We start from the raw sequence: 23,048 nt of genomic DNA on the forward strand, positions 1-23,048 counted from the left end.
CGCGAAGCCGAAGAGCCTCTGGTCTCACACTTTCCACCGGGAACGTCCCGGGCGCGCGCTACGGCCTGGTGAATCACGCAGGTCGCGAGGCGCGCCCGGGACGGGCCTGGTGCGGTTGAGGGCGGGGACGACGCGTACGGGAAAATCAAACTCGCTGGTGGGAGGGGCGTAGGTAGACCGCCCAGGTGACCAGGACGCAGACGGCGTAGAAGGCGATGAAGGCGACGTACGCCGCGTCCGCCTCCTTGGTGGTCAGGAAGGATTGGCGGAAGGCCAGGTTGACCAGCACACCGCCGAGAGCGCCGACCGCGCCGGCGATGCCGATGACGGCGTTGGAGAGGCGGCGGGCCTCGTGGTCGTCGGTGGCGTGTTTGCGCTTGAAGATGGCCGGGATCATCTTGTACGTCGAGCCGTTGCCGATGCCGCTGAAGACGAACAGGGCGATGAACCCGACGATGTAGAGCGGCAGCGAGCGCAGCTGGGCGGCGATGAGCACGGTGGCCGCGCCCAGGGCCATGGCGATGAAGTTGACGAAGGTGACCCGCGCCCCGCCCAGCCTGTCGGCGAGCGCGCCGCCGACGGGCCTGATCAGCGAGCCCAGCAGCGGGCCCAGGAAGGTCAGGTAGGCGGCCTTCACCGGGGTGCTGAACACGTCGGCGAACTGCACCTGCAGCACCTGGCCGAACGCGAAGCCGAAGCCGATGAACGAGCCGAACGTGCCGATGTAGAGCAGCGACATCACCCAGGTGTGCGGCTCCTTGACGGCGTCGCGCATGCCCCGCTTCTCGTTGCGGGCCTGGGTCAGGTTGTCCATGTAGAGCGCCGAGCCGAGCGCGGCCAGCACGATCAGCGGGATGTAGATGCCGGCCACCAGGCCGGGGTGCCCGGCGCCGAAGACGGCCAGCACGAACAGGCCGACCAGCTGCACCGCGGCCACGCCGAGGTTGCCGCCGCCCGCGTTGATGCCGAGCGCCCAGCCCTTGAGCCGGTCGGGGTAGAACGCGTTGATGTTGGTCATCGACGACGCGAAGTTGCCGCCGCCCACACCGGCCACGGCGGCCAGGATCAGCAGGGTGGAGTAGTCGACGCCGGGCCGGATCAGGAAGGCGGCCAGGATCGCCGGGACGAGCAGCAGGGCGGCGCTGAAGATGGTCCAGTTGCGGCCGCCGAACCGGGCCACGGCGAAGCTGTACGGGATCCGCAGCACCGCGCCGATCAGCGTGGGAACGGCGGTGAGCAGGAACTTGCCGGCCGGGTCGATGCCGTACTCGGGGCCGAGGAACAGCACCAGCACCGACCACAGCGACCACACCGAGAAGCCGATGTGCTCGGACGTGATCGAGAAGATCAGGTTGCGCCGGGCGATCGGGGCGCCGGTGGTGTCCCAGAACTCGCGGTCCTCGGGCCGCCAGTCGTCGATCCAGTGTCCCTTGATGGTCGCGGCCGGGCGGACCGCGGGCAGGGTGGCTGTCATGTCGGGTCCCCCAGAAGGATCGTGTTGTCGTCGAGGTGCACGGGATAGGTGGTCAGGTCCGGCTGGCCGCTCAGCGAGCAGCCGGTACGCAGGTCCCAGGCGTTGAGGTGCAGCGGGCAGAGCACCTGCTTGAGGTCGATCTGCCCGTCCGCGAGCGGGCCGCCCTTGTGCGGGCAGACGGCCTGGGTGGCGCGCAGCGAGCCGTCGCGCAGCCGGAAGACCGCGATCATCTCGCCGTCCACGGTGAACGTGCGGCCCTCGCCGAGCGGGATCTCGTCGACCAGTCCGATGGCCCTCATGCGCGCACCGGAACCTGGGGCAGGACGGTCAGCGGCAGCGACGTGCGGAACTGTCCCGGGGTCGCCGGTTGCTCGCGGTCCTTCCACGGATCGCGGTAGGAGGCCACGGTGGCGTCCATGGCCGCGTCGAGGGCGGCCGCGATCCCGTCGGCGTCGTCGACCACGATCTCGCGGATGCGTTCGATGCCGATGCGGGGCACGAACGCGTACGTGCGCTCCAGCCAGTTCGCGTTCTCACGGTAGTACTGCAGGAACCGGCCGGTCAGGGTGATCACTTCTTCGCCGCTGCCGACCGTGGCGAGCAGGTCGCCCTTGCGGATGTGGGCGCCGGCCGCGCCGCCGACGTAGATCTCCCACTTGCCGCCGTCGATCGCGACGACCCCGAGGTCCTTCACGTACGCCTCGGCGCAGTTGCGCGGGCAGCCGGTGACCGCGAGCTTCATCTTGCCCGGCCCCTCGACGCCCTGGTACCGCTCCTCGAGCGCGATGCCCAGCGCCGTCGAGTCCCCCACCCCGAACCGGCAGAAGTCCGAGCCGACGCACGTCTTGACCGTGCGGAAGCTCTTCCCGTAGGCGTAGCCGGATGGCATGTCCAGGTCGGCCCACACCTCGGGCAGCTTCTCCTTGGGCACCCCGAGCAGGTCGATGCGCTGCCCGCCGGTGAGTTTGACCATCGGCACCTCGTGCTTCTCGGCCACCTCGGCGATCCGGCGCAGCTGGGCCGGGGTGGTGACGCCGCCCTTCATCTGCGGCACCACCGAGAACGTGCCGTCGCGCTGGATGTTGGCGTGCACCCGGTCGTTGATGAACCGGGCGTCGCGCTCGTCGACGTACTCGCCGCCCCACATCATCTTGAGCAGCGAGGCCAGGCCCATCTTGCTCTTGGCGTCCTCCTCGCCGCCCAGCTTCGCGAAGACCGACGACACCGACTTCAGCTCGTGCAGGCGGATCGCGTTCATCAGCTCGGGCTTGGGCATCGGGATGCCCGGCACGTAGTAGGAGGCGGCCGGGTCCTCCTCGACCTCGCCGCCCGCGGCCCACTCGACGATCCGCTGCACCACGCTCTTGCAGGTGCCGCAGCCCTTGCCGGCGCGGGTCCTGTCCATGACGCCGCTGACCGTCCTGCAGCCGGACTGCACGGTCGAGCAGATGGCGCCCTTGCTGACGCCGTTGCAGTTGCAGACCTGCTCGTCGTCGGGCATGTCCTCGACCTTGACCTCGCCGGCCGGCCCGCCCAGGTCGAACATCAGCTCGGCGCGTTCCTCGGGCAGCGCCAGCCCGCGGTCGAAGGCCTGCATGAGGAAGGCGACCTTCTTGACGTCGCCGATCAAGGTGGCCCCGACCAGCCGGCCGTCGCGGATGATGACGTTCTTGTAGACGCCGCGCTTGGGCTCGGTGTACGTCAGCGACTCGTCGTCGTCGCTCGCGGGCTCCTTGAGGCCCATCGAGGCCACGTCCACGCCGGCCACCTTGAGCTTGGTGGCGACCTGCGAGCCGTGGTACTCGGCGAACGGGTTCACCCCGGTCAGGTGGTCCGCGAGCACCTTGGCCTGGTCCCAGAGCGGGGCGACCAGCCCGTACGTCTCCCCGCGGTGCTGCGCGCACTCGCCGACCGCGTAGATGTCGTCCTCGTCCTGCGCGCGCATCTGGTCGTCGACGACGATGCCCCGCTCGACGACGAGTCCGCTGGCCGCGGCCATCTCGGCGTTGGCCCGGATCCCCGCCGCCACCACGACCACGTCGCAGTCGATGACCCGGCCGTCGGCGAGCTTGACCCCGGTGACCGCGTGCTTGCCGAGGATCTCGGTGGTCTGGGCGTTGACGACGACCTCGATGCCGAGCTTGGCCTCGACGCTGGCCCGCAGCGTCTCGCCGGCGACCTCGTTGAGCTGGGTGTTCATCAGGTGGCCGGCCGCGTGGACCAGGGTCACGTGCGGCAGGTGGTTCTGCAGGCCACGGGCGGCCTCCAGGCCCAGCAGGCCGCCGCCGATGACCACGGCGCGCTCGTGCTCCTTGGCGTACCGGATCATCGCCCGGGTGTCGTCGAGCGTGCGGAACGCGAACACGCCCTGGTGGTAGCCGCGGCCGGGGCGGTGGATGCCGGGGATGGGCGGCACGAACGCCCGGCTGCCGGTGGCGATGATCAGCTTGTCGTACGGGGTGGCAGTGCCGTCCTCGCTGTAGACCATCCGCGCGAACCGGTCGATGCGCTCGATCCGGGTGCCGGTGTGCAGCGTGATGCCGTTGTCGGCGTACCAGGAGAGGTCGTTGAGAAAGATCCCGGACTCGTCCTCCACGCCCGCGAGGACGTTGGACAACATGATCCGGTTGTAGTTGCCGTACGGCTCGTCGCCGAACACGGTGATGTCGAAGTCGCCGCCGCGGGCGAGGATCTCCTCGACCGTACGGGCTCCGGCCATGCCGTTGCCGATGACCACAAGTCGTTGCCGCATCTCAGATCTCCACCAGGCCGAGGTCGACGATGACGGTGCCGGCGACCCCGGCCGGCGCGGCCAGCCACAGCTCGACGGCGGTGCCCGCGGCGAGGTCCTCGACGACCCGCAGCGGCACGTGCACGTCGGCCTTGGCCCCGATCGGGAACCATCGCATCGGGCTGCCGTCGCGCATCAGCACGACACTGACCAGTTCGGCGGCCGAGTTGCCGCCCCGGAAGTAGACGGCCTGTGTGGTGAACCCGTCCGGGACCACATAGGACAGCGCCGGGTCGATCGGGGCGGGCCGGTCCAGGCCCTTGCCCTCGTAAGCGAAGACGCCTTGCAGGAATCGCGGGGTGGAGTGCACCGCTAATCGGTTCCTCTCGTGTGCCGGGTGCCGTCTTTCAGGCATGAGATAGCGACGGCGCAGGCCTTGAAGGCGGGCATGCGCGAGTGCGGGTCGAGGGCCGGGTTGGTCAGCGCGTTCGCGCCCGGCCAGTGGAAGGGGGCGAAGACGGTGTCCGGGCGGATCCCGTCGGAGAGCCGGGCCCGCAGCACCGCGGCGCCGCGGCGGCTGCGCAACTCGACCAGGTCGCCGTCGGCGATGCCGTGCCGGCGGGCCAGGTCGGGGTGGAGCTCGGCGCGGGGTTCCGGCAGCGCCACGGTGAGCGCCTTCACCCGCCGGGTCTGGTTGCCGCTCTGGTACTGCTGCATGTTGCGGCCGGTCGTGAGCACGTACGGGAACTGGCGGTCGGGCATCTCGGCCGGGTCACGGTGGACGACCGGGATCATCCGGGCCTTGCCGGACGGGGTCGGGAAACCGTCGGCGAACAGCCGCGGCGTGCCCGGGTGGTCCTCGGCGGGGCACGGCCAGAAGACGCCGTCCTCGGCCTCGATGCGCTCGTACGTGATCCCGGCGTAGTCGGCGATCCCCCCGGCGCTGGCGCGGCGCAGCTCCTCGAAGACCGTGCGCGGGTCGCTGGACTCCTCCCGCCCCAGCCGCCGCGACAACTCGGCCAGCACCTCCAGGTCGGTCCTGACATCCGGCGGTGGCGGCAGCGCCCGCTTGCGGCGGATCACCCGGCCCTCGAGGTTGGTCATCGTGCCCTCCTCCTCGGCCCACTGGGCGGTCGGCAGGACGACGTCGGCGAGCTCGGCGGTCTCGGACAGGAAGATGTCGGAGACGACGAGGAAGTCGAGGTCCTTGAGCTTGCGCAGGACCCGGTTGCTGTTCGGGGCGCTGACCGCGATGTTGCTCGCCAGGACCATCAGGACGCGCACCTTCTCGCCCAGCTGGTCGAGCATCTCGTACGCAGACTGGCCCGGCCCCGGAAGCTCGTCGGGGTCGATGCCCCACACCTCGGCCACGTGCGCCCGCGCCGCGGGGTCGTCGAGCTTGCGATAACCCGGCAGCTGGTCGGCCTTCTGCCCGTGCTCGCGTCCACCCTGCCCGTTGCCCTGGCCGGTGATCGTCCCGTACCCGGAGAAGGGTTTGCCCACCAGCCCCAGCGCCAAGGCCAGATTGAGGTACGCCTGAGCCGTGTCGGTGCCGTTGCTGTGCTGCTCGGCGCCGCGCGCGGTCAGGATCATCGCCGGGCCCTGAGTGGCGAGCAGCCGCACCGTTTCCCGCAGCCGCGTCTCCGGTACGCCGGTCATCCGCTCGACGCGTTCCGGCCAGTACGAGTTGGTGGCCGTCCGCACCGCCTCGAACCCGGTCGTCCGCTCCCGGACGTAGTCCTCGTCGACGTATCCCTCACGGACGGCGATGTGCAGCAGCCCGTTCGCGAGGGCCAGATCGGTGCCGGGCAACGGCTGCAGGTGCAGGTGGGCGCCGGCCGCCGTGTTGGTGCGCCGCGGATCGACCACGATGTGCCGCGCGCCGTTCTCGCGGCCCGCGTCCAGATACTGCATGGACGGCGGCATCGCGTCGGCCGGGTTGGCCCCCACGAGAAGCACGGTCTTGGCCTGGGCCACATCCTCGAGAGGGAACGGCAGACCGCGGTCCACGCCCAGCGAACGGTTGGCCGCCGTGGCCGCGCTGGACATGCAGAACCGTCCGTTGTAATCGATCGAGGCGCTCTTGAGCGAGACACGCACGAACTTCCCGAGCGCGTACGCCTTCTCGTTGGTGAGCCCACCCCCGCCGAACGCGCCCACACTGTCGCGGCCGTACCTGCTCTGGGAGTGAGTTATCGCCTCGACGATCCGGTCGAGGGCCTCGTCCCAGGTCGCCTCGCGCAGACCGTTGCCCTTGCGCACCAGCGGGGTGAGCAGGCGATCCCGGTGATCGAGCAGGTCGGCCGCGGTGAAACCCTTGGCACACAGCCCGCCCTTGTTGACAGGGAAGTCACGCGGCTCGAGCTTCACCCCGGGAACCTGCGGGGTCAGCGTCATCCCACACTGCAGGGCGCAGTAGGGGCAATGCGTATCGGTCGCCGTCACGCCCTGAATACTCGGCAGCTTTTGTTTACCGCCGTGACCGCTGCCGTTGCGCCGGCGTACAGAAATCCCTACAAGCGCCCGGACGCCGTTGTGAGACCTTCACCGTACGGAGCTTCGATGGTCAGCCGTCGCACCCGCCCGACCGAAGCCGCCGCCGCCGCTGCTCCCCGGCACCGCCGCCCGCCACAGCACGGACCCCGCCGCCCCCGACACCGCCGCCCGCCACAGCACGGACCCCGCCGCTCCCCTCAGCGCCGCAGCGCAGCACCGAGCCGTGGCGCCGACGCCGATGCCGTGGCAACAACCTCGTCGAAGCGTCGCAGGACAAGCTCGGTCACCGCCGGGTCGAGGCAGAGCGGCGGCGTGACGTGGTCGGCGCCCGTCTCACCGAGGCGGCGGTAGAACAAACCGTCAGCCAGCAGGTAGGCCGCGACGGCCACCCGCCGAGCACCGCCCTGCCGCAGCTCGGCGACGACATCGGCCACCCGTGGTCCCGGCCCCGAAACATAGCCGATCCGCACGGGGGTCCGCGGGTTGTCCACAATCAGGGTGTCCCCGCGCGTGCCTGTGGACGACTCCGGTTCGCCATCCCGAAAACGCGTAGGCTGCTCACGACGCTCCACCCCGGGTGGGAGGGGGTGGCGGTGGCGTACAGGCGATCTTGGGGAAGACGCGGCATTCATCCGATATCCAAGATCGATGGACAGGGCCTCGACGTCGGCTCTCCAGGTGGGGTCCGAGGAGCCCGCAGCGGTCAGCACCACGGCGTCCGCGGGGGGCAGGTGGCGGTGCAAGCTGTCGCGCAGCACGGCGTCGGGGCCCAGCGGCCGGCTGACGGGGATGTCGCGGCCGGCCACGGCGTTGGCGATGTCCACGCGTACGTGGTAACCGGCGGACAGCAGCAAGGGCACGACCACCGCGCCGGGGGTCTGCTGGGCCACCTCGGCGATCCGGGGTTCCTGGACGTCGGCGTAGCAGAGGCGGACGTCGAGACCGGGGCGGCGGCGGGCCACCCGGGCCACCAGGTCGCGGATCTGGGCCTGGCCGGCGGGACTACGGGTGCCGTGCGCGACAACGATCAACGTGGGCATGCTGTCGGTCTCCCTAATCAGGATATTTCCGATTTGTCGCCACGTTGCGACGTGCGGAGGATCGACCGTCGGGCTACCGGAACCGGCCGGAGCGGTCAGGCGGCGGGTTCGTCCAGGCGGAGGCGATAACCCCGCTTGATCACGGTTTCGATGTGGCGGCCGGAGCCCAAAGCCGTCCGCAACCTGGCCACCGCCACATCAACAGCGTGGCCGTCGTTGCCCCGGGGCAGGGCCTCGATCAACTGCTCCTTGGAGACGACCGCGCCGGGGCGGGCGGCCAGGGAGGTCAGAATGGCCATCGCCGCCGGGGCCAGGGCGTAGGGGGCGCCGTCGATCAGGACGGCGTGGCCCCGGAGTTCCAGGGTGGAGCCGGCCACCCGCAGCTTGACCGAGCGGCGCGGCAGCTCGTCCGTCACGGTTTTGATCAGGGCGCCCAGACGGAAACGGGCCGGCATCACCACGGGGATCCCCCGCTCGGTCAGCGGCGCGGCGGTCACCGGCCCCACGCACGCGGCCAGGGTCGAGCCGGTGAGGAGGCGGTCGAGGGCGCCCGGCGACGCCTCCGACGCCACGGTCAGGAAGGCTTTCGCGGCCGGCGCGCTGGTGAACGTGACGGCGTCGATCTGACCGGCGGTGATCTGCTCGGCCAACCGGCGTACGGGGGAAAGGTCTTGCGGGTACACCCAGCGGTAGACCGGCACCTCGACCACCGCCGCGCCCGCGCCGCGCAGGGCGGTCACGAAGGCCGTCTGCGGCTCGCCGTGTTCCTGGACGACGATGCGCTGGCCGGCCACACCCGCGGCGAGCAGCCGTTCGAGGATTTCGTCGGTCGACTCGGTGGCCGCCGCCCAGTCCTCGCTCAGGCCGGCCGCCCGGATCGCGCCGCACGGTTTGGGGCCACGGGCCACGAGGCGCGCCCGCCCGAGCACCTCGCGCAGCTGGTCGCCCAGGCCCCAGCCCTCTGCCGCCTCGAGCCAGCCGCGGAAACCGAAACCCGTCGTGGCCACGACCAGGTCGGGTTCCAGCCCGATGCAGGCGGCGGTCGCGGCGTGCAGCGCCTCGTCGTCGGCCAGCGGCACGATCGAGATCGCGGACGCGGTGACGACCCGCGCGCCACGACGGGTGAGCAGCGCGGCCATCTCGTCGCGCCGCCGTTCGGCGGTGACAGCGACGGTGAAGCCCGTCAGCACACCCTCAGTCATCGACTCCCCCATCATTTCGCTTCCGCCAGGGTTCCCAGGGCGGGTTACCGTGACGTCGTCGTCATGTTTCGGGGCCGATAAGCCGGGGTCACAATTCCAGCCGTTGATCTTGTGAGCGCCGCGACGAGCGCCACGGGGAGCGTCAGTCGGTGGCCTCGTCCTGGATCCGCCGCACCGCCGCGAGCAGATGAAACACCTCGATCCGCCCGTCCAGGAAGCCCATCCGGTAGTCGGCGCCGGTGTCGGGGTCCCCCGCTTTCACGTTGTCGCGCCGCCCCGCGATGCCATCCGTACGCCCGGTGTCGTACGCGCGAATTTCATCGTCCATTCTTGCCGTCCATGGCCTTGCGGATCGCCGCGATGAGGTCGGCCTCGAACACGGCGAGCTGCCCGTCCGCCAGCCCCACCCGATAGTCGGCGTCGCTGTCCCGCGCGTGGTCCTCCCGCCCGGCCACACCGTCGGCCCGCCCCTCGTCGTAGGCCCGCAGGGCGAAGTCCGCGCTGTCCATCAGTCCTCCTGAACGCTCCTGTCGCGCGGTCAGGCGCAGACACCGCGAATCAATCTCACATGCGCGAACCCGGATTCCCACCGGCCGATTCGCCCAGCCGGAAATCCTAAAGTTCGAGGTCAAGGGCGCGTTCGGACGAGTTTTGGGCCACCGTCGCACCCACGGTGAGCAGGCGAATCCGAGCGGTGATCCGCCGGGCTGTCCGGCGTAGAATCCTCGGCGGCCGTCGCCGGAGAAGCACCCGGAGCGCCACACGGCCGGGATCCGTCTGCATCGAGCCCGGTCTCTTGACAGTGCCGACGGCTGACTGAAACCCTGCGTCACGAGGTGATTACCCCGTACGGGGAAAGGAGTTGGTCAGGATCGACATGCGGAGCCCCCGGCTCACCGGCCTGATCGAGGCCACCGACCCTCCCGACGCCGACCGCCTGTGGGCCGAGCTCACCGCCGGCGGCACCCCGCTGATCGAGCCCTGGGACGACGGCCATTGCCTGGTCACGTTCCTGTGGCGCGGCCGGGCCGAGCGGGTCCGGGCGTGGTGGGACATCGACGTGTCGCTCACCCGCATTCCCGGCACCGACGTCTGGCACGGCTCCGAGGTCTTCCCGAACGACCTGCGCACCATCTACGCGCTCGTGCGCGACGACGTCGAGGAGCTGCCCACGACCCCTGGTGACGCGCGCCTCGACCACGGCAACCCGCTCACGGTCCCCTTCGAGGCCGACCCCGGCGACCCGACCGACGTCAGCCGCTGGGCCTCCGAGTTGCGTCTGCCCGCCGCGCCGCGATCACCGTGGACCACGCCGGACCCCGGCAACCCGGCCGGCCGTCTGACCCACGGCGAGTTCCGCCCCGGCGTCGCGATCACCACCTATCTCCCGTACGGGGTGCAGCCCGACGGCCTGCCGGTGCTGGTGATGTTCGACGGCCACGAGGCGCAGACCGTGCTCCGCGTCCCGACGGTCCTCGACAACCTGATCGCCGCGGGACGGCTCGAGCCGATGGCCGCGCTGTTCGTCCACGGCCGGCAAGAGAACCGTTCCCGCGACCTGACCCCCGGCCCGCCCCTCGAGAAGCTGGTCGAGGAATCCCTCGAGTGGGCGGGGTCGCGCTCCGGCGTCGGCTCACCGATGGGCGACAACCTGGTGGCCGGCGTCTCCCGTGGCGGCCTTGTCGCCACGCACCTCGGGCTGCGCCGGCCCGACCTGTTCCGCGGGGTCATCGCCCATTCCGCCAGCTTCTGGTGGCCTCCCCGCGCCGACGGAACCCCGGGAACCTTGATCCGCGACGCCGAACGGCTGGCCCACCCGGACGTGCGCTATTACCTCGACGTCGGCCTGCTGGAGGGACGTCCCGGCGCCGCCTCCGGTTTGTCGCAGCTGGAGGTGGTCCGCGAGATGCGGGACGTGCTGCTGTCCCGCCACTGCAGGGTCACTTACACCGAGTACTCCGGCGGGCACGACTACGTGAACTGGCGGCACAACTTCCCCGAGGCCCTGCTCGCCGTCGCCGAATAGCGGAAATCGGGTGGGCCGGTACGATTCGCGCATGACGTCAATCCTGGCGGCGGCGCTCGACGCGTACGGCCGGCCCTTGCCCCGGTGAGACGCCGGGGTTACGTTCCGGTCCTCGTCGTGGTGGTTGTCGCCGCCGTCGTCGCGGGCGCGGTCGCCTGGGCCGGCGTGCCTCCGAGGCTGCACCTGCACGGCGGCTTCGTCGACCTGTCGGTCTATCGGTACGGCGGCCGGCTGGTGCTCGACGGCTTGCCGCTCTACGACACCCGCGACCCGGCGACGAATCTGCGCTTCACCTATCCCCCGTTCGCCGCGGTCCTGATGACGCCGCTCGCGCTGCTGCCGTTCTGGCTCGTCACCGCACTGTGGACGGCCGCCTCGACGGCCGCCCTGGCGGGGGTGATCGCGCTGGCCGGCCGTTCGTTGACGGGGTGGCAGGTCGCGCTGCTCACCGCGGGCGCGCTCGCCCTGGAACCGGTGTGGCAGAACCTCACTTTCGGCCAGATCAACCTGTTCCTGATGGCGGCCCTGCTCGTCGACCTGATGCGACCGGAACGGCGCTGGTCGGGCGTGCTCGTCGGGATCGCCGCCGGGGTGAAGCTGACCCCGCTGGTCTTCGTCGTGCTGCTGGTGCTGATCGGTCGCCGGGCCGCGGCGGGGCGAGCTCTGCTGGCCTTCGCCGCCACCGTGGCGGCCGGTTTCGTGTTCGCTCCCGGCTCGGCGCGGGCGTACTGGACGGAGGATCTTTTCACGGCGGGCCGGGTCGGGCCTCCGGAGATGGCGCACAATCAGTCGGTGTTCGGGGCGCTGGCCCGGCTGCTGGACGGCGTGCCCCCGAACCTGATGTGGCTCGCGGTCGCCGGGCCGCTCGCTCTGGCGTTCGTGGTGCTCGGGGCGGTGCGGTGGCGCCGCGGCGACCGGCTGCTCGGGGCCGGGCTGGGCGCGCTGGCCATGCTGCTCGCCTCACCGGTCTCGTGGTCGCATCACTGGGTGTGGGCCGTCCCCGTCGGGCTGGCACTGTGGACGTGCAGCCGGACTGCGAGCGTCCTGTGGTTTGCGGTCTTCGCCTCCCGTCTGTTCGTGTGGCAGCCGTGGGGACAGCGCCGCGAATACGGCTGGGACCCGGTCGAGCACGTTCCCGGCAACGCCTACCTGCTCGCCGCGCTGGCCCTCGGGGTATGGGCGGCGCTGCGACTACGCCGTCACTCGCTCAGCGGGGCAGCAGGCCCGAGCGGTTCCACAACGGTTTCCCGGGCCCGTCGATAAGGTCCAATTCGCCCAGGTACGCCACCACACGCTCGCTGGCCCAGCGGATCGTCTCCTGGAAGTGCGGGTTGGCGCGGGCCGCCCGCCAGCCGTCGGAAGGCCGGACACCGATCGCCTTGTACACGGCGGGATGGATGAGCCGGGTGCCGCACAGGTACGCCGCCCGCCCGATCACCAGCTTGTCGAAGGCCAGCCGCTTACCCGACGCGGCGCGGACCTGCCGGGCCAGTTCCTCGCGGGCATACCGTACGTGCCGGGCCTCCTCGACGACGTGGATGCGCGACACCATCCGTACGAGGGGCTGCACCTGCTCGGATGCCATGGCCTCACGCTGCAGCGTGTCCAGGATCTCCTCGCAGATCAGGATGGCCGCGAACATGCGCGGGCCGGTGGCCGTGGTCGCGATCCACTTGCCGAGGAAGGCGTTGACACCGTCGGGGCGGTAGACCGGCGTCCCCAGCGTCTCGATCATCTTGCCGAACATGACCGAGTGCCGGCACTCGTCGGCCACCTCGGTGAGGCCGTACTGGGCGTGGGCGGTGGTCGGGTCCTGGCCGTAGTACGCCCGGATCAGCAGCTGCATGAGGATCGTCTCGAACCAGATGCCCAGCCCGGCGATGCTGGCCGCCTCGTGCCGGGTCAGCGTGATCCGCTGTTCCTCGGTGAGACCGTCCCAGAGGGACGTGCCGTAGAGCGACGACCGGTGCGGCGGGACGAAATACAAGCCGTCCTCGAAGGGCGCCTCCCAATCGATCTCCACCGAAGGGTCGTACGAGTGGGAAGCGGACGACTGCAGGAGCCGGGTCGCTGTGCGGTCGCGATCGGTCATGATGCCTCCCGGAAGCGCTTGACGTTACCGGCGGTAACAGTTACTTCTAGTACTATGAAGTCGGAACAGAAGCCGGTCAATACCGACGCTCGTCGCGAGCGCTGGGCCGGCCACCGGGAACAGCGCCGGTCCGAGCTGACCGACGCCGCGATCGACGCCATCCGGCAGCACGGCCCCGAGGTCGGCATGGAGGCGATCGCCGCCCACGCCGGCGTCAGCAAACCGGTGCTCTACCGCTACTTCGCCGACAAGTCGGAGCTGTGGCTCGCGGTCGGGCAGCGCTCCGGCGCCCTGGTGCTCGACGCGATCGTCCCGGCCGTGGCCGCCGTACGGGAGGAACGCGCCGCGATCGGGGCCGCCATCGACGCCTATCTGACCCACATCGCGGCCGACACGAACCTCTACCAGTTCGTCGTGCACCAGCCCGACATCGCCCGGCATCGTGACGTGGTGGCCGATGTCGTCGACACGGTGGCCAGCGGGCTCGCGCGCATCTTCGGCGACCGGCTACGAGCCCGGGGACTCGACTCGGGGGCAGCGCTGCCCTGGGCGTACGGGGTGGTGGGTTACGTGCAGGCGGTCGGTGACTGGTGGTTGCGGCAGCAGCAGCCGATCAGCCGGGAAGCGCTGGGCGACTACCTGACGACGTTTCTGTGGGGCGGGGTGGCGGGCATCCAGCACGCGGCCGACGTCCCGGGCGGCCTGGCGGCATTCGGACAGGAGACCACGTGAACGACGAGGAATATCGCGGCCCGGCGGTCCTGAGGATCGGCGACGACCGGCATCCCGTACAGGTGCGGTTGTCGGCCCGGTTCGAGCCGATCGAGGGTCGTTACCGCTGGGCGGGGCGTACGGGTTCCGACGCGCTGCTGACCGAGCGGGTCGGCGCGGGGCTGCGCGAGGCCTCCCTGGCGATCGGCGAGCGGCCCACGACCGTACGGCTGAGCGAGCCGGACCCGTGGGGTGGCGTCCGGCTGTCGGGGACGGGCACACCGCCGTGGTTCGCATGAGCCACCACGACGTCCTGATCATCGGGGCCGGGCTGAGCGGCATCGGCGCGGCGTGGCGCCTGCAGGAGGCGTTCCCGCGCAAGACGTACGCGATCCTGGAGGCGCGCGACGCGATCGGCGGCACCTGGGACCTGTTCCGCTACCCCGGTGTGCGCTCCGACTCCGACATGTTCACGCTGAGCTACCCGTTCCGGCCGTGGACGGACACCCAGTCGCTCGCGTCCGGCGACAAGATCCGGCAGTACATCCAGGACACGGCCGACGAGGGCGGCATCACCGCGCACATCCGGTTCGGCGCGAAGGTCGTCACCGCCGACTGGTCGAGCGATCACTGGACCGTCACCCTGGCCGACGGGCAAACCCTGACCTGCGATTTCCTGTACGCGTGTGCTGGCTACTACTCGTACGACGGCGGCTACCAACCCGAGTTCCCGGGCCTGTCCGACTACACCGGGCGGCTGATCCACCCGCAGGCGTGGCCGTCCGGCCTGTCGTACGCGGGCAAGCGGGTGGTCGTGATCGGCAGCGGCGCAACGGCCGTGACGCTGGTGCCGGCTATGGCCCCGGACGCCGCGCACGTGACCATGCTGCAGCGCTCCCCCAGCTATCTGACGGCGCTGCCCCCGCGCGACGTGGTGGCCGCCGCGCTGGGCCGCACCCTGCCGCCGAGGGCCGCCAGTGCCGTTGCGCGCGCGAAGAACGTGCTGCTCACCCAGGGGTTCTATCAGCTCGCCCGGCGCCGGCCGCAGCGCGTCCGCAAGCTGCTGCGCACGATGGCAGTGCGGGAACTCGGCGACGCGGGTTATGTGGACGAGCACTTCACCCCCGCGTACGACCCGTGGGACCAGCGGCTCTGCGTGATTCCGGACGGTGACCTGTGGGCCGCGATCCGGTCGGGGCGGGCGTCGGTGGTGACCGACCACATCGACACGTTCGTGCCGTCGGGCATCCGCCTGCGGTCGGGCCGGGAGCTCGAGGCCGACATCGTCGTCTCGGCCACCGGGCTGCGACTGCTGCCGATCGGCGGCGTACAGGTGTCCGTCGACGGCGAACCCGTGAAGATCGGCGAGCGGGCGGCCTACCGCGGGCTCATGCTCAGCGGCGTGCCGAACCTGGCCTACTGCATCGGTTACGTGAACGCCTCGTGGACCCTGCGCGCGGACCTTTCGCACCGGTACGTGATGCGCCTGCTGCGGCACATGGACCGTCACGGGCTCGCCGTCGCCACGCCCACCACGCCCGACGGCACCGGCCGGCCGCTGCTCGACCTGTCGTCGGGCTATGTGCAACGCGCGCTCGACCTGTTCCCCCGGCAGGGCGACAAGGCGCCGTGGATCGTGCGGCAGAACTACCTGACCGACGTCATCACCACACCCCGGGCCGACGTCACCCGCGACATGACCTTCAAGGAGAGGACCTCATGACCGATCCCTACCGGTTCGCCGGGCGCACCGCCGTCCTGACCGGCGCGGCCAGCGGCATCGGCGAACAGCTCGCGTACGGGCTCGCCCAGCGCGGCAGCCACCTGGTGCTCGTCGACGTCGACGCGGAACGGCTCGAGCCGGTCGTCGCCCGCATCCGCGCCGCGCACCCGGCTCTCGAGGTGACGCCGCTGATCGCCGACCTGTCCGACCGCGCGCAGGCAACCGGGGTCGCCGAGCGGGTGCTGGCCGCGCACCCCACGATCGGCCTGCTGATCAACAACGCCGGCATCGCCCTGGGCGGACGGTTCGACCAGGTCTCGGTCGAGCAGTTCGAGCAGGTCATGAACGTGAACTTCCGCGCCCCGATGCTGCTGATCCACGCCCTGCTGCCCGCGCTGACGGCCACGCCGGGCAGCCACATCGTCAACATGTCCAGTTTGTTCGGCCTGATTTCCCCGTACGGGCAAAGCGCCTACTCCGCGTCCAAGTTCGCCCTGCGTGGTCTCAGCCAGGTGTTGCGCGCCGAGCTGGCCGAGAACGGCGTGGGTGTCACCACCGTGCACCCCGGCGGCATCCGCACCCGCATCGCCCAGAGCGCCCTGGTCGGCACCGGCGTCCCCGCTGCGGACAGGGAACCCCACCAGCGAATCTTCGACGCGCTGCTGACCTACCCACCCTCGAAGGCCGCCGAGCAGATCCTCAACGCGGTAACCCGGCGCAAGGCCCGCCTGCTGATCGCCTCCAGCGCCAAGCTCCCCGACCTTCTGGCCCGCCTCGCCCCGGTCGGCCACGCCCGCATCATGCAGGCCATCACCAACACCCTGACACACCGCTCCCGCACGCCCTCCCCCGCAGCCGCCGTGCCGCCCTCTCCCTCATCCCCGCCGACAGACACGCGGCCGCCCGCTGCGTCAACGGCTCCGTCTTCCCCGCCTTCAACCACGCCTCCGCCCTCTGCTTCAGCGGCTCCCTCCTCCCTCACCACGACACCCTCTTCATCCGGTTCAACGGACATGCCGGTCGCCCCGGCGGGTGAGCCGTCCGCGGAGGGCGGCCGGTGAGCTGGGTCGAGGCCGGCGGGAGCCGCATCCGCTACGAAGTCAGCGGCCACAAGGACGCGCCCCCGGTCGTGATGCTGCACGGCATCGGCCGCAGCCTGGAGGACTGGGAACCCCAGCGCCCCTTCCTGGAGGCCGACCACCGGGTGATCACGCTCGACATGCCCGGCTTCGGACTCTCCGACCGCCTCCCCGCCCCGACCACGCTCGGCGGCCTGGCCGGCGCCGTCTGGGCAACGCTCGACGCCCTCGACGTAACGGCCCCCGCGCACCTGATGGGCAACTCGCTCGGCGGCGCCGTCAGCATGCAGATGCTCGTCGATGATCCCGCCCGCGTCTCGACGCTGACCCTGGTCAACAGCGCCGGCTTCGGCCGTGAGGTCACGATGGCCCTGCGCATCCTGGCCGTCCCGCTGCTGGGCCGTTCTCTGCTGCGCCGCATCGACCCGCGCGCGGCCCGCCGCATCGAACGCTCGATCTTCTTCGACCGGGCCCACGTCACCGACGAGCGCGTCGACATGGCCGTACGCATCGGCCGCCGGCCCGACTTCGCCGCCGTCTACTTGGAGGTGGCCCGCGCCCTCGGCGGCTTCCGAGGCATAGCCGACGGCTGGCGCAACCAGCTGCTCCCCCGAGTGGCCGCCACCCAGCATCCCACCCTCATAGTCTGGGGCGAACGCGACCTGATCCTCCCCGCAGCCCACCTGGAGGCCGCGCGCGCAGCCCTCCCGTACGCGCAAACCCACATGTTCCCGGACACCGGCCACATGCCCCAGCTGGAACGTCCGGAGGAGTTCGCCGCCGTGGCCCGTCCTCTGCTGACCCAGGTCAACGCCACCTGATCAGTCCGCAACTCCTCCAACGTCGCACCACCAAGAATGCGAATGACAACACCCTCGAAGCCGAGGCCGGCCAAACGCTCGGCAAGCTCCCGCAAGTTGTCGAACTCGCCGTAGGTGCTCTTCGGAACGGCCGGCATCGCAGGAAAGAGACCTTGCTCGACGTTTGGCGGACGATCTCACAGACTGCCTCGGACTGCTTCCGCACGGGTTGCGGCAGTGAACTAAGAACGCAGCTCCGCCAGGGACGCGCCGGCAACGATGCGAGCCATCGTGCCGACCTTGTCACGCCCGGCCAATTTCCGCGCCAGCTCGTCCAAGTCGTCAAACTCGCCGTACTTGGCCCGCAGAAGCGCCCGCATGCTGTCCACACGTTCCTCCTCGCGGTTCTTGCGGGCGATCTCGCGACCTGCCTCGGACTGCTCGAGAACGTTGTTCATGCCTCTCCTCCGCAACGCTTCCAACACCTGGGCCGCCAGCGAACCTGACGCCAGCATACCCAGCTCCACCAGCACCAACTGCTCCTCAACCGCAACCGTCGCCGCGATCCGATCCACCACCCGCTCCACCACGTCCACCGGCGGCTTCTGCGACCACAACGCCAACGGCGCCAACGGACCCGCCAGCAACACCCCGGGCTCCAAGTCATCGGGAACGCTCACCGACCGATAGTCCAGCTGCACCCGATCACGCCGAAAACGCCCCGGATAACCCCCACCCAACGGCCACAACACCACCTGATGAATCCGATGCTCCGCCCGCCGATACCGCAACGCCAACGACGCCCAATAGGAGACCATCCGCTCCTGAAAATCGTCGGTCCGCTTGACCTGCACCTCAACGTGATAGATATCCGCCGGAACACCCCCACCCCGCCGGACCACGAACACCTTGTCCAGCTGAAGACTGCGCTGCCGCGGCTGCTCAGTCGGCCCGTCCACCACCACCGTCCCGCCATCCACCCGAGCACCGCACAACTGCTGCAACGCCTCCCGCGGATGAGCCTCCAGCAACTTCTTGAACAACCCGTCAAAATCCCGGGCCGACGCCACGCTCCGAACCACCCTGATCCTCCCCCGTCCGCCATCGACGCGAGGCAGTCTGCCCCGTCGCACGACCACTAGTCAAGCGACGTGTTGGCGAACGCCTAGATGACGGACGACGGCAGGGTGATGGTGAACATGGCGCCACCCTCCGGGGCGTGCCCGGCCTCGATGGTCCCGTTCAGCCGGGTGACCAGACGCGCGGCCAAGGCGAGCCCGAGACCGCTGCCGGTCTTGCGCTCGTGCCGGTATCGGTGGTGCAACGCGCCGCGCTCGAAAGCGACGGCCAGGTCGTCGTCGGTGAAGCCGGGACCGCCGTCGCGGACCTGCACCGTGCCGCCGCGGTCGGTGACGTGGACGGCCAGCACCAGCGGCGCGCCGGGTGGGATCACGCGGACCGCGTTCTCGCAGAGCCCGTCGATCACCTGCCGTACCCGGCCCGGATCGGTCGTCACCGTCACCGGGGCGTCGGGCAGTTCTACGGTCAGGCGAGGGCCGTCCGGCCCGCACCGCGTCCGCCACGCCCGCCCGGCCGCGTCGACGAGCTCGGTCAGGTCGACCTCCGCGAGGTGAACCGGCAGGTCGGCTGCCTCCAGCCGGGACAGGACGAGCAGGTCGCTGATGAGCCGGTCGAGCCGGTCGGCCTCCTGACGCATGGTCTCCCCGGCCCGCACTGCCTCGTCGCCGGTCACGACGCGGTCGGACAGGGCCTCGGCGTAGCCGCGGATGGTGGCCAGCGGCGTACGCAGTTCGTGGGAGACCGACAGCAGGAACTCACGCTCGCGGCCCTCGCTGGTCTGCAGCGCCGCGCCGAGCTGGTTGAGCGCGGTGGCCAGCTCGGCCACCTCGGCCGGTGGGCGCACGGCCAGGCGCACCGAACGGTCCCCGGAGGTCAGGCGTTTCGCGGCCAGCGCCGCCCGGCGCAACGGCCGGGCGGTGAAGTAGGCCAGCAACGCCCCGGCGCCGACGCCACCGGCCAGCCCCGCGAGCAGGGCCGCCCACACCCCGCCGAGGACCTGACCGGCCGTCACCGAGCTGGCCGGGCGGGTCAGGACCACGCCGCTGTCGATGCCGCGCAGCGGACGCCCGGCGACAAGGACGTCCTCGCCGGAGACGACACCGTGCGCGTCGACCACCGATCCGTCCGCGATCTGCCGGATCACGGTTTCGGGCAGGCCCGGCCGGTCGGACCGGCCCCGCCGGATCAGGTAGACGGCGATGCCGTCGTCGCGCAGCCGGGCGACGATGCGTTCCCGCACCACCGGACGCTCGGCGGCCAGCAACTCGACGGCGAGCGCGGCCTTGTCGGCCAGGTCGGCGCGGGCCGCGTTGTCGGCCGACCGGGCGGCCAGCGGCAGCGCGACCAACGCGGTGATGATGACGGCGACGACCGCGGTGGCCGCCGTGACCAGGACCGTACGGCCGGCGAGGGTGTTAGGCATCGGCGGTGTAGCCGACGCCGCGGACCGTCCGGATGACCTCGGTGGCGCCGAGCTTCGCCCGGAGCTGGGCGATGTGCACGTCGACCGTGCGGGTGCCACCGTGTGCCGGGTATCCCCACACCTGCGCCAGCAGTTCCTCGCGGGTGAACACGCGGCCGGGGCGGCGCAGCAGGTGGCCCAGCAGGTCGAACTCGGTCGGGGTCAGCGTGACCGGGCGCCCGGCGACGGTGACCGTACGCCGGGCCGGGTCGAGCGACACAGCCCCGGCCGTGCGCACCCGTTCGCCGTCGCCCGGCCCGGCCGCGCGGCGCAGCAGCGCACGGACCCGGGCCACCAGCTCCCGTGGGCTGAACGGCTTGGTGAGGTAGTCGTCGCCGCCGAGTTCGAGCCCGAGGATCCGGTCGACCTCGTCGTCGCGGGCGGTCAGGAAGACGATCGGCGTCCAGTCGTCGTCGGCCCGCAACTGGCGGCAGATCTCGGTGCCCTCCAGGCCGGGCAGGGCGATGTCGAGCACGCACGCCACCGGCCGCATCGTCCGGGCGGCGGCCAGCCCCGCCACCCCGTCGTGTTCGACGTGCACTCCGTAGCCGTCGCGGGTCAGGTAGAGCCGCACGAGGTCGGCGATCGGCCGCTCGTCCTCCACGACGAGGACCAGGCCCTTGTCCATCACCGGCCCATTGTGCCCAGCACCCCGTCGAGGTGTCCCGTCCAGCCGCCGAGAATCCGGTCCGGATCGGCGCCGAGCACGCCGGTCAGCAGCGACGCGTAGATGTCCCGGAAGTCGACGGTGTGCTTGAGGTCGCCGTCGTCGAGGTCGGTGAGGCTGGGAGGTTCGCCGTGCAGGCCACCGCGAACGCCGTCGCCGAGCAGGAAGACGTCCGAGGCGGTGCCGTGGTCGGTGCCGTCGGAGGCGTTGGCCCGTACGCGGCGGCCGAACTCGGAGTAGACAGCGACGACGACACCCCGGCCGGACATCCGATCGGCGAACGCGGTCAACGGTCCGTCCAGCCGGGCGAGCTGCGCCTGCTGGACGTCCCGGCCGCCGGCGTGCAGGTCGAAGCCGCCGAGGGAGACCGAGTAGACGCGTGTTGCGGCGCCGGCCTCGATGCACCGGGTGACCAGCGCGAGCTGCCTGTCCAGGGGCGCCGCGGCGCCACCGGTGGCGGTCGCGGGCTGGTCGCTGTCGTCGTCGGCCGGTGTCTCGCCGCCGACCTGCGCCATCAGGTCCCGCACCCGCACGAGGTCGGCGAAGCAGGCCGCGGCGCGGGCCTGGGACGGGGACTCGCCGGGCGCCGGTGTGCCGAGCGCTTTCAGCACGGCGGGGCCGGCCGACTTGGGCAGCGCGAGGGTGCCGCCGGGAACGGTTGCCCCGGCACTGGTCGCCCCGGCCAGCAGGGGCGGCAGGACCGGCTCGAACGAGACGGCCAGGCGTGGGTCGCCGCCCGCCGAGTCGAGCCAGCGGCCGAGCCAGCCGGTGGTGCCGGGCCGGTCGGGCTGGGCGGTCTGCCAGATGTCCATCGACTGGAAGTGGCTGCGGTTCGGCCTCGGGTAGCCGACCCCGCGGATCACGGCGAGCCGGTTCTCGCCGAACAGCCGGTGCAGGCCGGGCAGGCCGGGGTTGAGCGCGACGCCGTCGCCGAGACCGAGCAGGGCCTCCGGCTCGTACGTCATCCCGGCCCGCGCGGCCGCGTACGCCGGATCTTCGTACGGGACCACGGTGTTGAGCCCGTCGTTGCCGCCGTACAGGGTGACCATGACGAGGGTCTTCGCGGCCGGGTCCCGGTCGCCGGCGGTGCGCAGGATGTCGCCCAGGCCGAGCGTGGTCGCGCCCGCGGCCAGGGCCGCGCCGCCGGTGATGCCGCCGGCGATCAGGAAACGGCGCCGGGTGAGGGTGTCCATGCTCTCGCGTTCCTCTCAGTGGACGGCGTATTCGGGGCTGGCCAGGCCGAGGGCCAGTAGCCGGCGAGGGTCGCGGACGTCGCCCAGCGCGGCACGGGTGCGATCGGTCCAGCTGTCGACGGCGAGCATCGCGGCGAGCGCGTCGAGCCGGTCGCGGCCCGTCAGTCGGTCGGTTGCGGCGGGTGCGAGCTCCGCGAGGCGCTGCCCGGCGCGCAGCCGGGTGAGTGTGGACGAGGTGGTCAGCCAGGCCGGGCCGGCCGGCCAGCCACCGACCGACGGCGGCGCGAAGGGCACCTGCCCGAGCTCGCGCAGCACCGCAGGCATCAGCTTCTGCCCGGCGGCGGCCGGGACGGCCAATTGGCGGGCCGCGCCCACCAGCCATTCGACCGGCTGCTTGACCAGGGTCCCAGCCGTCGCCGCGAACTCGGGTGTCCGGCACATCGCGGAGATCAGCGCGGTGGTGTTACGGCCCGCCGGAAGAATCGTCGCCGGCAGCGGGGTTGCCCCGGCGTATCGCGCCCACAGACGTCCGGCGAGGAACGGCACATGCGCCTCGTGCTGTACCAGGATGTCCGCGAAGGAGTCGACGTCGAGGGTGGCCGTCCGGCCGAACAGGGTCACCGGGCGGTTGTCGTGACGCTGCGGGACCAGCCGCGCCTGTCCGGCGGCCCGGTCCACCCGCCACCCGGTCAGCACCCGGGCCGCGGCCTTGACGTCGGCTTCCCCGTACGCCCCGGCGCCCAGGGTGAACAGCTCCATCACCTCCCGGGCGAGGTTCTCGTTCGGCGCGGCCCGGGTGTTCCGCTGCCCGTCCAGCCAGAGGATCAGTGCCGGGTCGCGCAGCATCGCCCGTACCAGCGGGCCGGTGTCGCCCGTCCCGTACCGCCGGAAAGTCGCCTGCTGGGCCAGCATCAGGTGGGCCGAGCGCACCTTCCGCACGCTGGTCGCCCAGTGCCCGTGCCAGAAGAACGCCAGCTTCTCGGCCGCGCCGCCGCCGGCCATGCGCGTCAGCCACCAGCGCGTGGCCACGACGACCTGCTCGCGCTGCTCCTTGCGGGCCTGCTGCCGCTGCTCCCGGGTGGCGTCCGGGCCGAGCCGGGCCGTGGGGTCGGGAGGCAGGCCGGGGCCGGGCGGCGCCGCGGCCGGGCGGAGCAGTGCGGCGAGGGTGGCGTCGAAGCCCACCCGGGCGGCCTCGTCGACCTCGGCGGCCGTCGGCCCGAAGGTGAGCCGGCGCAGCAGGTGGGCCACCCGTTGGCGTTCGGTCATGCCCGG

The 23,048-nt window shown here is 71.3% G+C and carries 21 protein-coding genes and 1 pseudogene; 7 read left to right on the forward strand and 15 right to left on the reverse strand.

Translation table 11 applies throughout. The features are described 5' to 3' along the window. Window positions 1-145 precede the first annotated feature (145 nt). The 9 genes from C8E87_RS37855 to C8E87_RS37895 all read right to left on the reverse strand — a co-directional run bounded on the left by C8E87_RS37855 (window position 146) and on the right by C8E87_RS37895 (window position 9,452). Entirely contained in the window at window positions 146-1,474 is a 1,329-nt protein-coding gene (locus C8E87_RS37855) for a nitrate/nitrite transporter (RefSeq protein WP_133878174.1), read from the reverse strand. Next, window positions 1,471-1,773 (reverse strand): Rieske (2Fe-2S) protein, encoded by a 303-nt coding sequence (locus tag C8E87_RS37860; RefSeq protein WP_133878175.1) that lies wholly within the window; start codon window positions 1,771-1,773, stop codon window positions 1,471-1,473. Before C8E87_RS37860 ends, C8E87_RS37855 begins: the two co-directional genes overlap by 4 nt. Continuing rightward, window positions 1,770-4,226, reverse strand: coding sequence for a nitrite reductase large subunit NirB (nirB, locus tag C8E87_RS37865; RefSeq protein ID WP_133878176.1), 2,457 nt, complete (start codon window positions 4,224-4,226; stop codon window positions 1,770-1,772). Before nirB ends, C8E87_RS37860 begins: the two co-directional genes overlap by 4 nt. A gap of 1 nt (window position 4,227) precedes the next feature. After that, on the reverse strand, window positions 4,228-4,575 hold the full coding sequence (locus C8E87_RS37870) for a molybdopterin oxidoreductase (RefSeq protein ID WP_203720588.1): 348 nt from the start codon (window positions 4,573-4,575) through the stop codon (window positions 4,228-4,230). A gap of 2 nt (window positions 4,576-4,577) precedes the next feature. Continuing rightward, a complete protein-coding gene (locus C8E87_RS37875) occupies window positions 4,578-6,650 on the reverse strand; it encodes a molybdopterin oxidoreductase family protein (protein ID WP_133878178.1) in 2,073 nt (690 codons plus the stop codon). Between the two features lie 248 nt (window positions 6,651-6,898). After that, complete coding sequence (locus tag C8E87_RS46055; RefSeq protein WP_133878179.1) at window positions 6,899-7,741, reverse strand: sirohydrochlorin chelatase; 843 nt, start codon at window positions 7,739-7,741, stop codon at window positions 6,899-6,901. A 95-nt stretch (window positions 7,742-7,836) separates the two neighbouring features. Next, a complete protein-coding gene (locus C8E87_RS37885; RefSeq protein ID WP_133878180.1) occupies window positions 7,837-8,943 on the reverse strand; it encodes a uroporphyrinogen-III synthase in 1,107 nt (368 codons plus the stop codon). Window positions 8,944-9,085: 142 nt separating this feature from the next. Then, complete coding sequence (locus C8E87_RS37890; RefSeq protein WP_133878181.1) at window positions 9,086-9,271, reverse strand: hypothetical protein; 186 nt, start codon at window positions 9,269-9,271, stop codon at window positions 9,086-9,088. Further along, window positions 9,261-9,452 (reverse strand): hypothetical protein, encoded by a 192-nt coding sequence (locus tag C8E87_RS37895; RefSeq protein ID WP_133878182.1) that lies wholly within the window; start codon window positions 9,450-9,452, stop codon window positions 9,261-9,263. Before C8E87_RS37895 ends, C8E87_RS37890 begins: the two co-directional genes overlap by 11 nt. Window positions 9,453-9,820: 368 nt before the next feature. Here C8E87_RS37895 and C8E87_RS37900 point away from each other — a divergent pair, with 368 nt between their 5' ends. After that, on the forward strand, window positions 9,821-10,969 hold the full coding sequence (locus C8E87_RS37900) for an alpha/beta hydrolase (RefSeq protein WP_133878183.1): 1,149 nt from the start codon (window positions 9,821-9,823) through the stop codon (window positions 10,967-10,969). 117 nt (window positions 10,970-11,086) lie between these two features. Continuing rightward, complete coding sequence (locus C8E87_RS37905; RefSeq protein ID WP_166661411.1) at window positions 11,087-12,232, forward strand: glycosyltransferase 87 family protein; 1,146 nt, start codon at window positions 11,087-11,089, stop codon at window positions 12,230-12,232. Here C8E87_RS37905 and C8E87_RS37910 read toward each other — a convergent pair. Continuing rightward, on the reverse strand, window positions 12,177-13,061 hold the full coding sequence (locus C8E87_RS37910) for an AurF N-oxygenase family protein (RefSeq protein WP_133878185.1): 885 nt from the start codon (window positions 13,059-13,061) through the stop codon (window positions 12,177-12,179). The two genes, C8E87_RS37905 and C8E87_RS37910, sit on opposite strands and share 56 nt — an antisense overlap. A gap of 54 nt (window positions 13,062-13,115) precedes the next feature. Here C8E87_RS37910 and C8E87_RS37915 point away from each other — a divergent pair, with 54 nt between their 5' ends. From C8E87_RS37915 to C8E87_RS37935, 5 genes and pseudogenes are all read left to right on the forward strand, one after another. Further along, window positions 13,116-13,793, forward strand: a complete 678-nt coding sequence (locus C8E87_RS37915) for a TetR/AcrR family transcriptional regulator (protein ID WP_133878186.1) — start codon at window positions 13,116-13,118, stop codon at window positions 13,791-13,793. Then, entirely contained in the window at window positions 13,790-14,071 is a 282-nt protein-coding gene (locus C8E87_RS37920; protein ID WP_133878187.1) for a DUF4873 domain-containing protein, read from the forward strand. The genes C8E87_RS37915 and C8E87_RS37920 overlap by 4 nt, the downstream gene beginning before the upstream one ends. Continuing rightward, window positions 14,059-15,495 (forward strand): flavin-containing monooxygenase, encoded by a 1,437-nt coding sequence (locus tag C8E87_RS37925; protein ID WP_438866370.1) that lies wholly within the window; start codon window positions 14,059-14,061, stop codon window positions 15,493-15,495. The genes C8E87_RS37920 and C8E87_RS37925 overlap by 13 nt, the downstream gene beginning before the upstream one ends. Further along, window positions 15,492-16,394: pseudogene (locus tag C8E87_RS37930) on the forward strand (SDR family NAD(P)-dependent oxidoreductase); the annotation flags it as partial. The gene C8E87_RS37925 and the pseudogene C8E87_RS37930, both read left to right, overlap by 4 nt. A gap of 158 nt (window positions 16,395-16,552) precedes the next feature. Beyond that, window positions 16,553-17,395: an alpha/beta fold hydrolase gene (locus C8E87_RS37935; protein WP_133878190.1), complete on the forward strand. Its 843-nt coding sequence runs from the start codon at window positions 16,553-16,555 to the stop codon at window positions 17,393-17,395. Window positions 17,396-17,616: 221 nt separating this feature from the next. Here the strand turns inward: C8E87_RS37935 and C8E87_RS37940 are convergent, their stop codons facing one another. From C8E87_RS37940 to C8E87_RS37960, 5 genes are all read right to left on the reverse strand, one after another. Further along, window positions 17,617-18,444, reverse strand: coding sequence for an RpnC/YadD family protein (locus tag C8E87_RS37940; protein ID WP_133878191.1), 828 nt, complete (start codon window positions 18,442-18,444; stop codon window positions 17,617-17,619). Window positions 18,445-18,539: 95 nt separating this feature from the next. After that, the gene (locus C8E87_RS37945) at window positions 18,540-19,877 is read right to left on the reverse strand and encodes a HAMP domain-containing sensor histidine kinase (protein ID WP_133878192.1); all 1,338 of its coding nucleotides are present in this window, start codon (window positions 19,875-19,877) and stop codon (window positions 18,540-18,542) included. Beyond that, on the reverse strand, window positions 19,870-20,544 hold the full coding sequence (locus tag C8E87_RS37950; protein ID WP_133879211.1) for a response regulator transcription factor: 675 nt from the start codon (window positions 20,542-20,544) through the stop codon (window positions 19,870-19,872). The genes C8E87_RS37945 and C8E87_RS37950 overlap by 8 nt, the downstream gene beginning before the upstream one ends. Continuing rightward, window positions 20,544-21,776 (reverse strand): DUF1501 domain-containing protein, encoded by a 1,233-nt coding sequence (locus C8E87_RS37955; protein ID WP_133878193.1) that lies wholly within the window; start codon window positions 21,774-21,776, stop codon window positions 20,544-20,546. The genes C8E87_RS37950 and C8E87_RS37955 overlap by 1 nt, the downstream gene beginning before the upstream one ends. Before the next feature lie 15 nt (window positions 21,777-21,791). Continuing rightward, window positions 21,792-23,042 carry a DUF1800 domain-containing protein gene (locus C8E87_RS37960; RefSeq protein WP_133878194.1) on the reverse strand — a complete coding sequence of 417 codons (1,251 nt, stop codon included), beginning with the start codon at window positions 23,040-23,042 and terminating at the stop codon, window positions 21,792-21,794. Between the last annotated feature and the right edge of the window lie 6 nt (window positions 23,043-23,048).

It is taken from the genome of Paractinoplanes brasiliensis, from assembly GCF_004362215.1.
GTDB classification, from domain to species: domain Bacteria; phylum Actinomycetota; class Actinomycetes; order Mycobacteriales; family Micromonosporaceae; genus Actinoplanes; species Actinoplanes brasiliensis.

Bases quoted from the DNA above. Each gene is read 5' to 3' on its own strand.
- C8E87_RS37855 (WP_133878174.1), bottom strand. From the start codon at position 1,474: ATGACAGCCACCCTGCCCGCGGTCCGCCCGGCCGCGACCATCAAGGGA.
- C8E87_RS37860 (WP_133878175.1), bottom strand. From the start codon at position 1,773: ATGAGGGCCATCGGACTGGTCGACGAGATCCCGCTCGGCGAGGGCCGC.
- nirB (WP_133878176.1), bottom strand. From the start codon at position 4,226: ATGCGGCAACGACTTGTGGTCATCGGCAACGGCATGGCCGGAGCCCGT.
- C8E87_RS46055 (WP_133878179.1), bottom strand. From the start codon at position 7,741: ATGCCCACGTTGATCGTTGTCGCGCACGGCACCCGTAGTCCCGCCGGC.
- C8E87_RS37885 (WP_133878180.1), bottom strand. From the start codon at position 8,943: ATGACTGAGGGTGTGCTGACGGGCTTCACCGTCGCTGTCACCGCCGAA.
- C8E87_RS37890 (WP_133878181.1), bottom strand. From the start codon at position 9,271: ATGGACGATGAAATTCGCGCGTACGACACCGGGCGTACGGATGGCATC.
- C8E87_RS37895 (WP_133878182.1), bottom strand. From the start codon at position 9,452: ATGGACAGCGCGGACTTCGCCCTGCGGGCCTACGACGAGGGGCGGGCC.
- C8E87_RS37900 (WP_133878183.1), top strand. From the start codon at position 9,821: ATGCGGAGCCCCCGGCTCACCGGCCTGATCGAGGCCACCGACCCTCCC.
- C8E87_RS37910 (WP_133878185.1), bottom strand. From the start codon at position 13,061: ATGACCGATCGCGACCGCACAGCGACCCGGCTCCTGCAGTCGTCCGCT.
- C8E87_RS37915 (WP_133878186.1), top strand. From the start codon at position 13,116: ATGAAGTCGGAACAGAAGCCGGTCAATACCGACGCTCGTCGCGAGCGC.
- C8E87_RS37945 (WP_133878192.1), bottom strand. From the start codon at position 19,877: ATGCCTAACACCCTCGCCGGCCGTACGGTCCTGGTCACGGCGGCCACC.
- C8E87_RS37950 (WP_133879211.1), bottom strand. From the start codon at position 20,544: ATGGACAAGGGCCTGGTCCTCGTCGTGGAGGACGAGCGGCCGATCGCC.
- C8E87_RS37955 (WP_133878193.1), bottom strand. From the start codon at position 21,776: ATGGACACCCTCACCCGGCGCCGTTTCCTGATCGCCGGCGGCATCACC.
- C8E87_RS37960 (WP_133878194.1), bottom strand. From the start codon at position 23,042: ATGACCGAACGCCAACGGGTGGCCCACCTGCTGCGCCGGCTCACCTTC.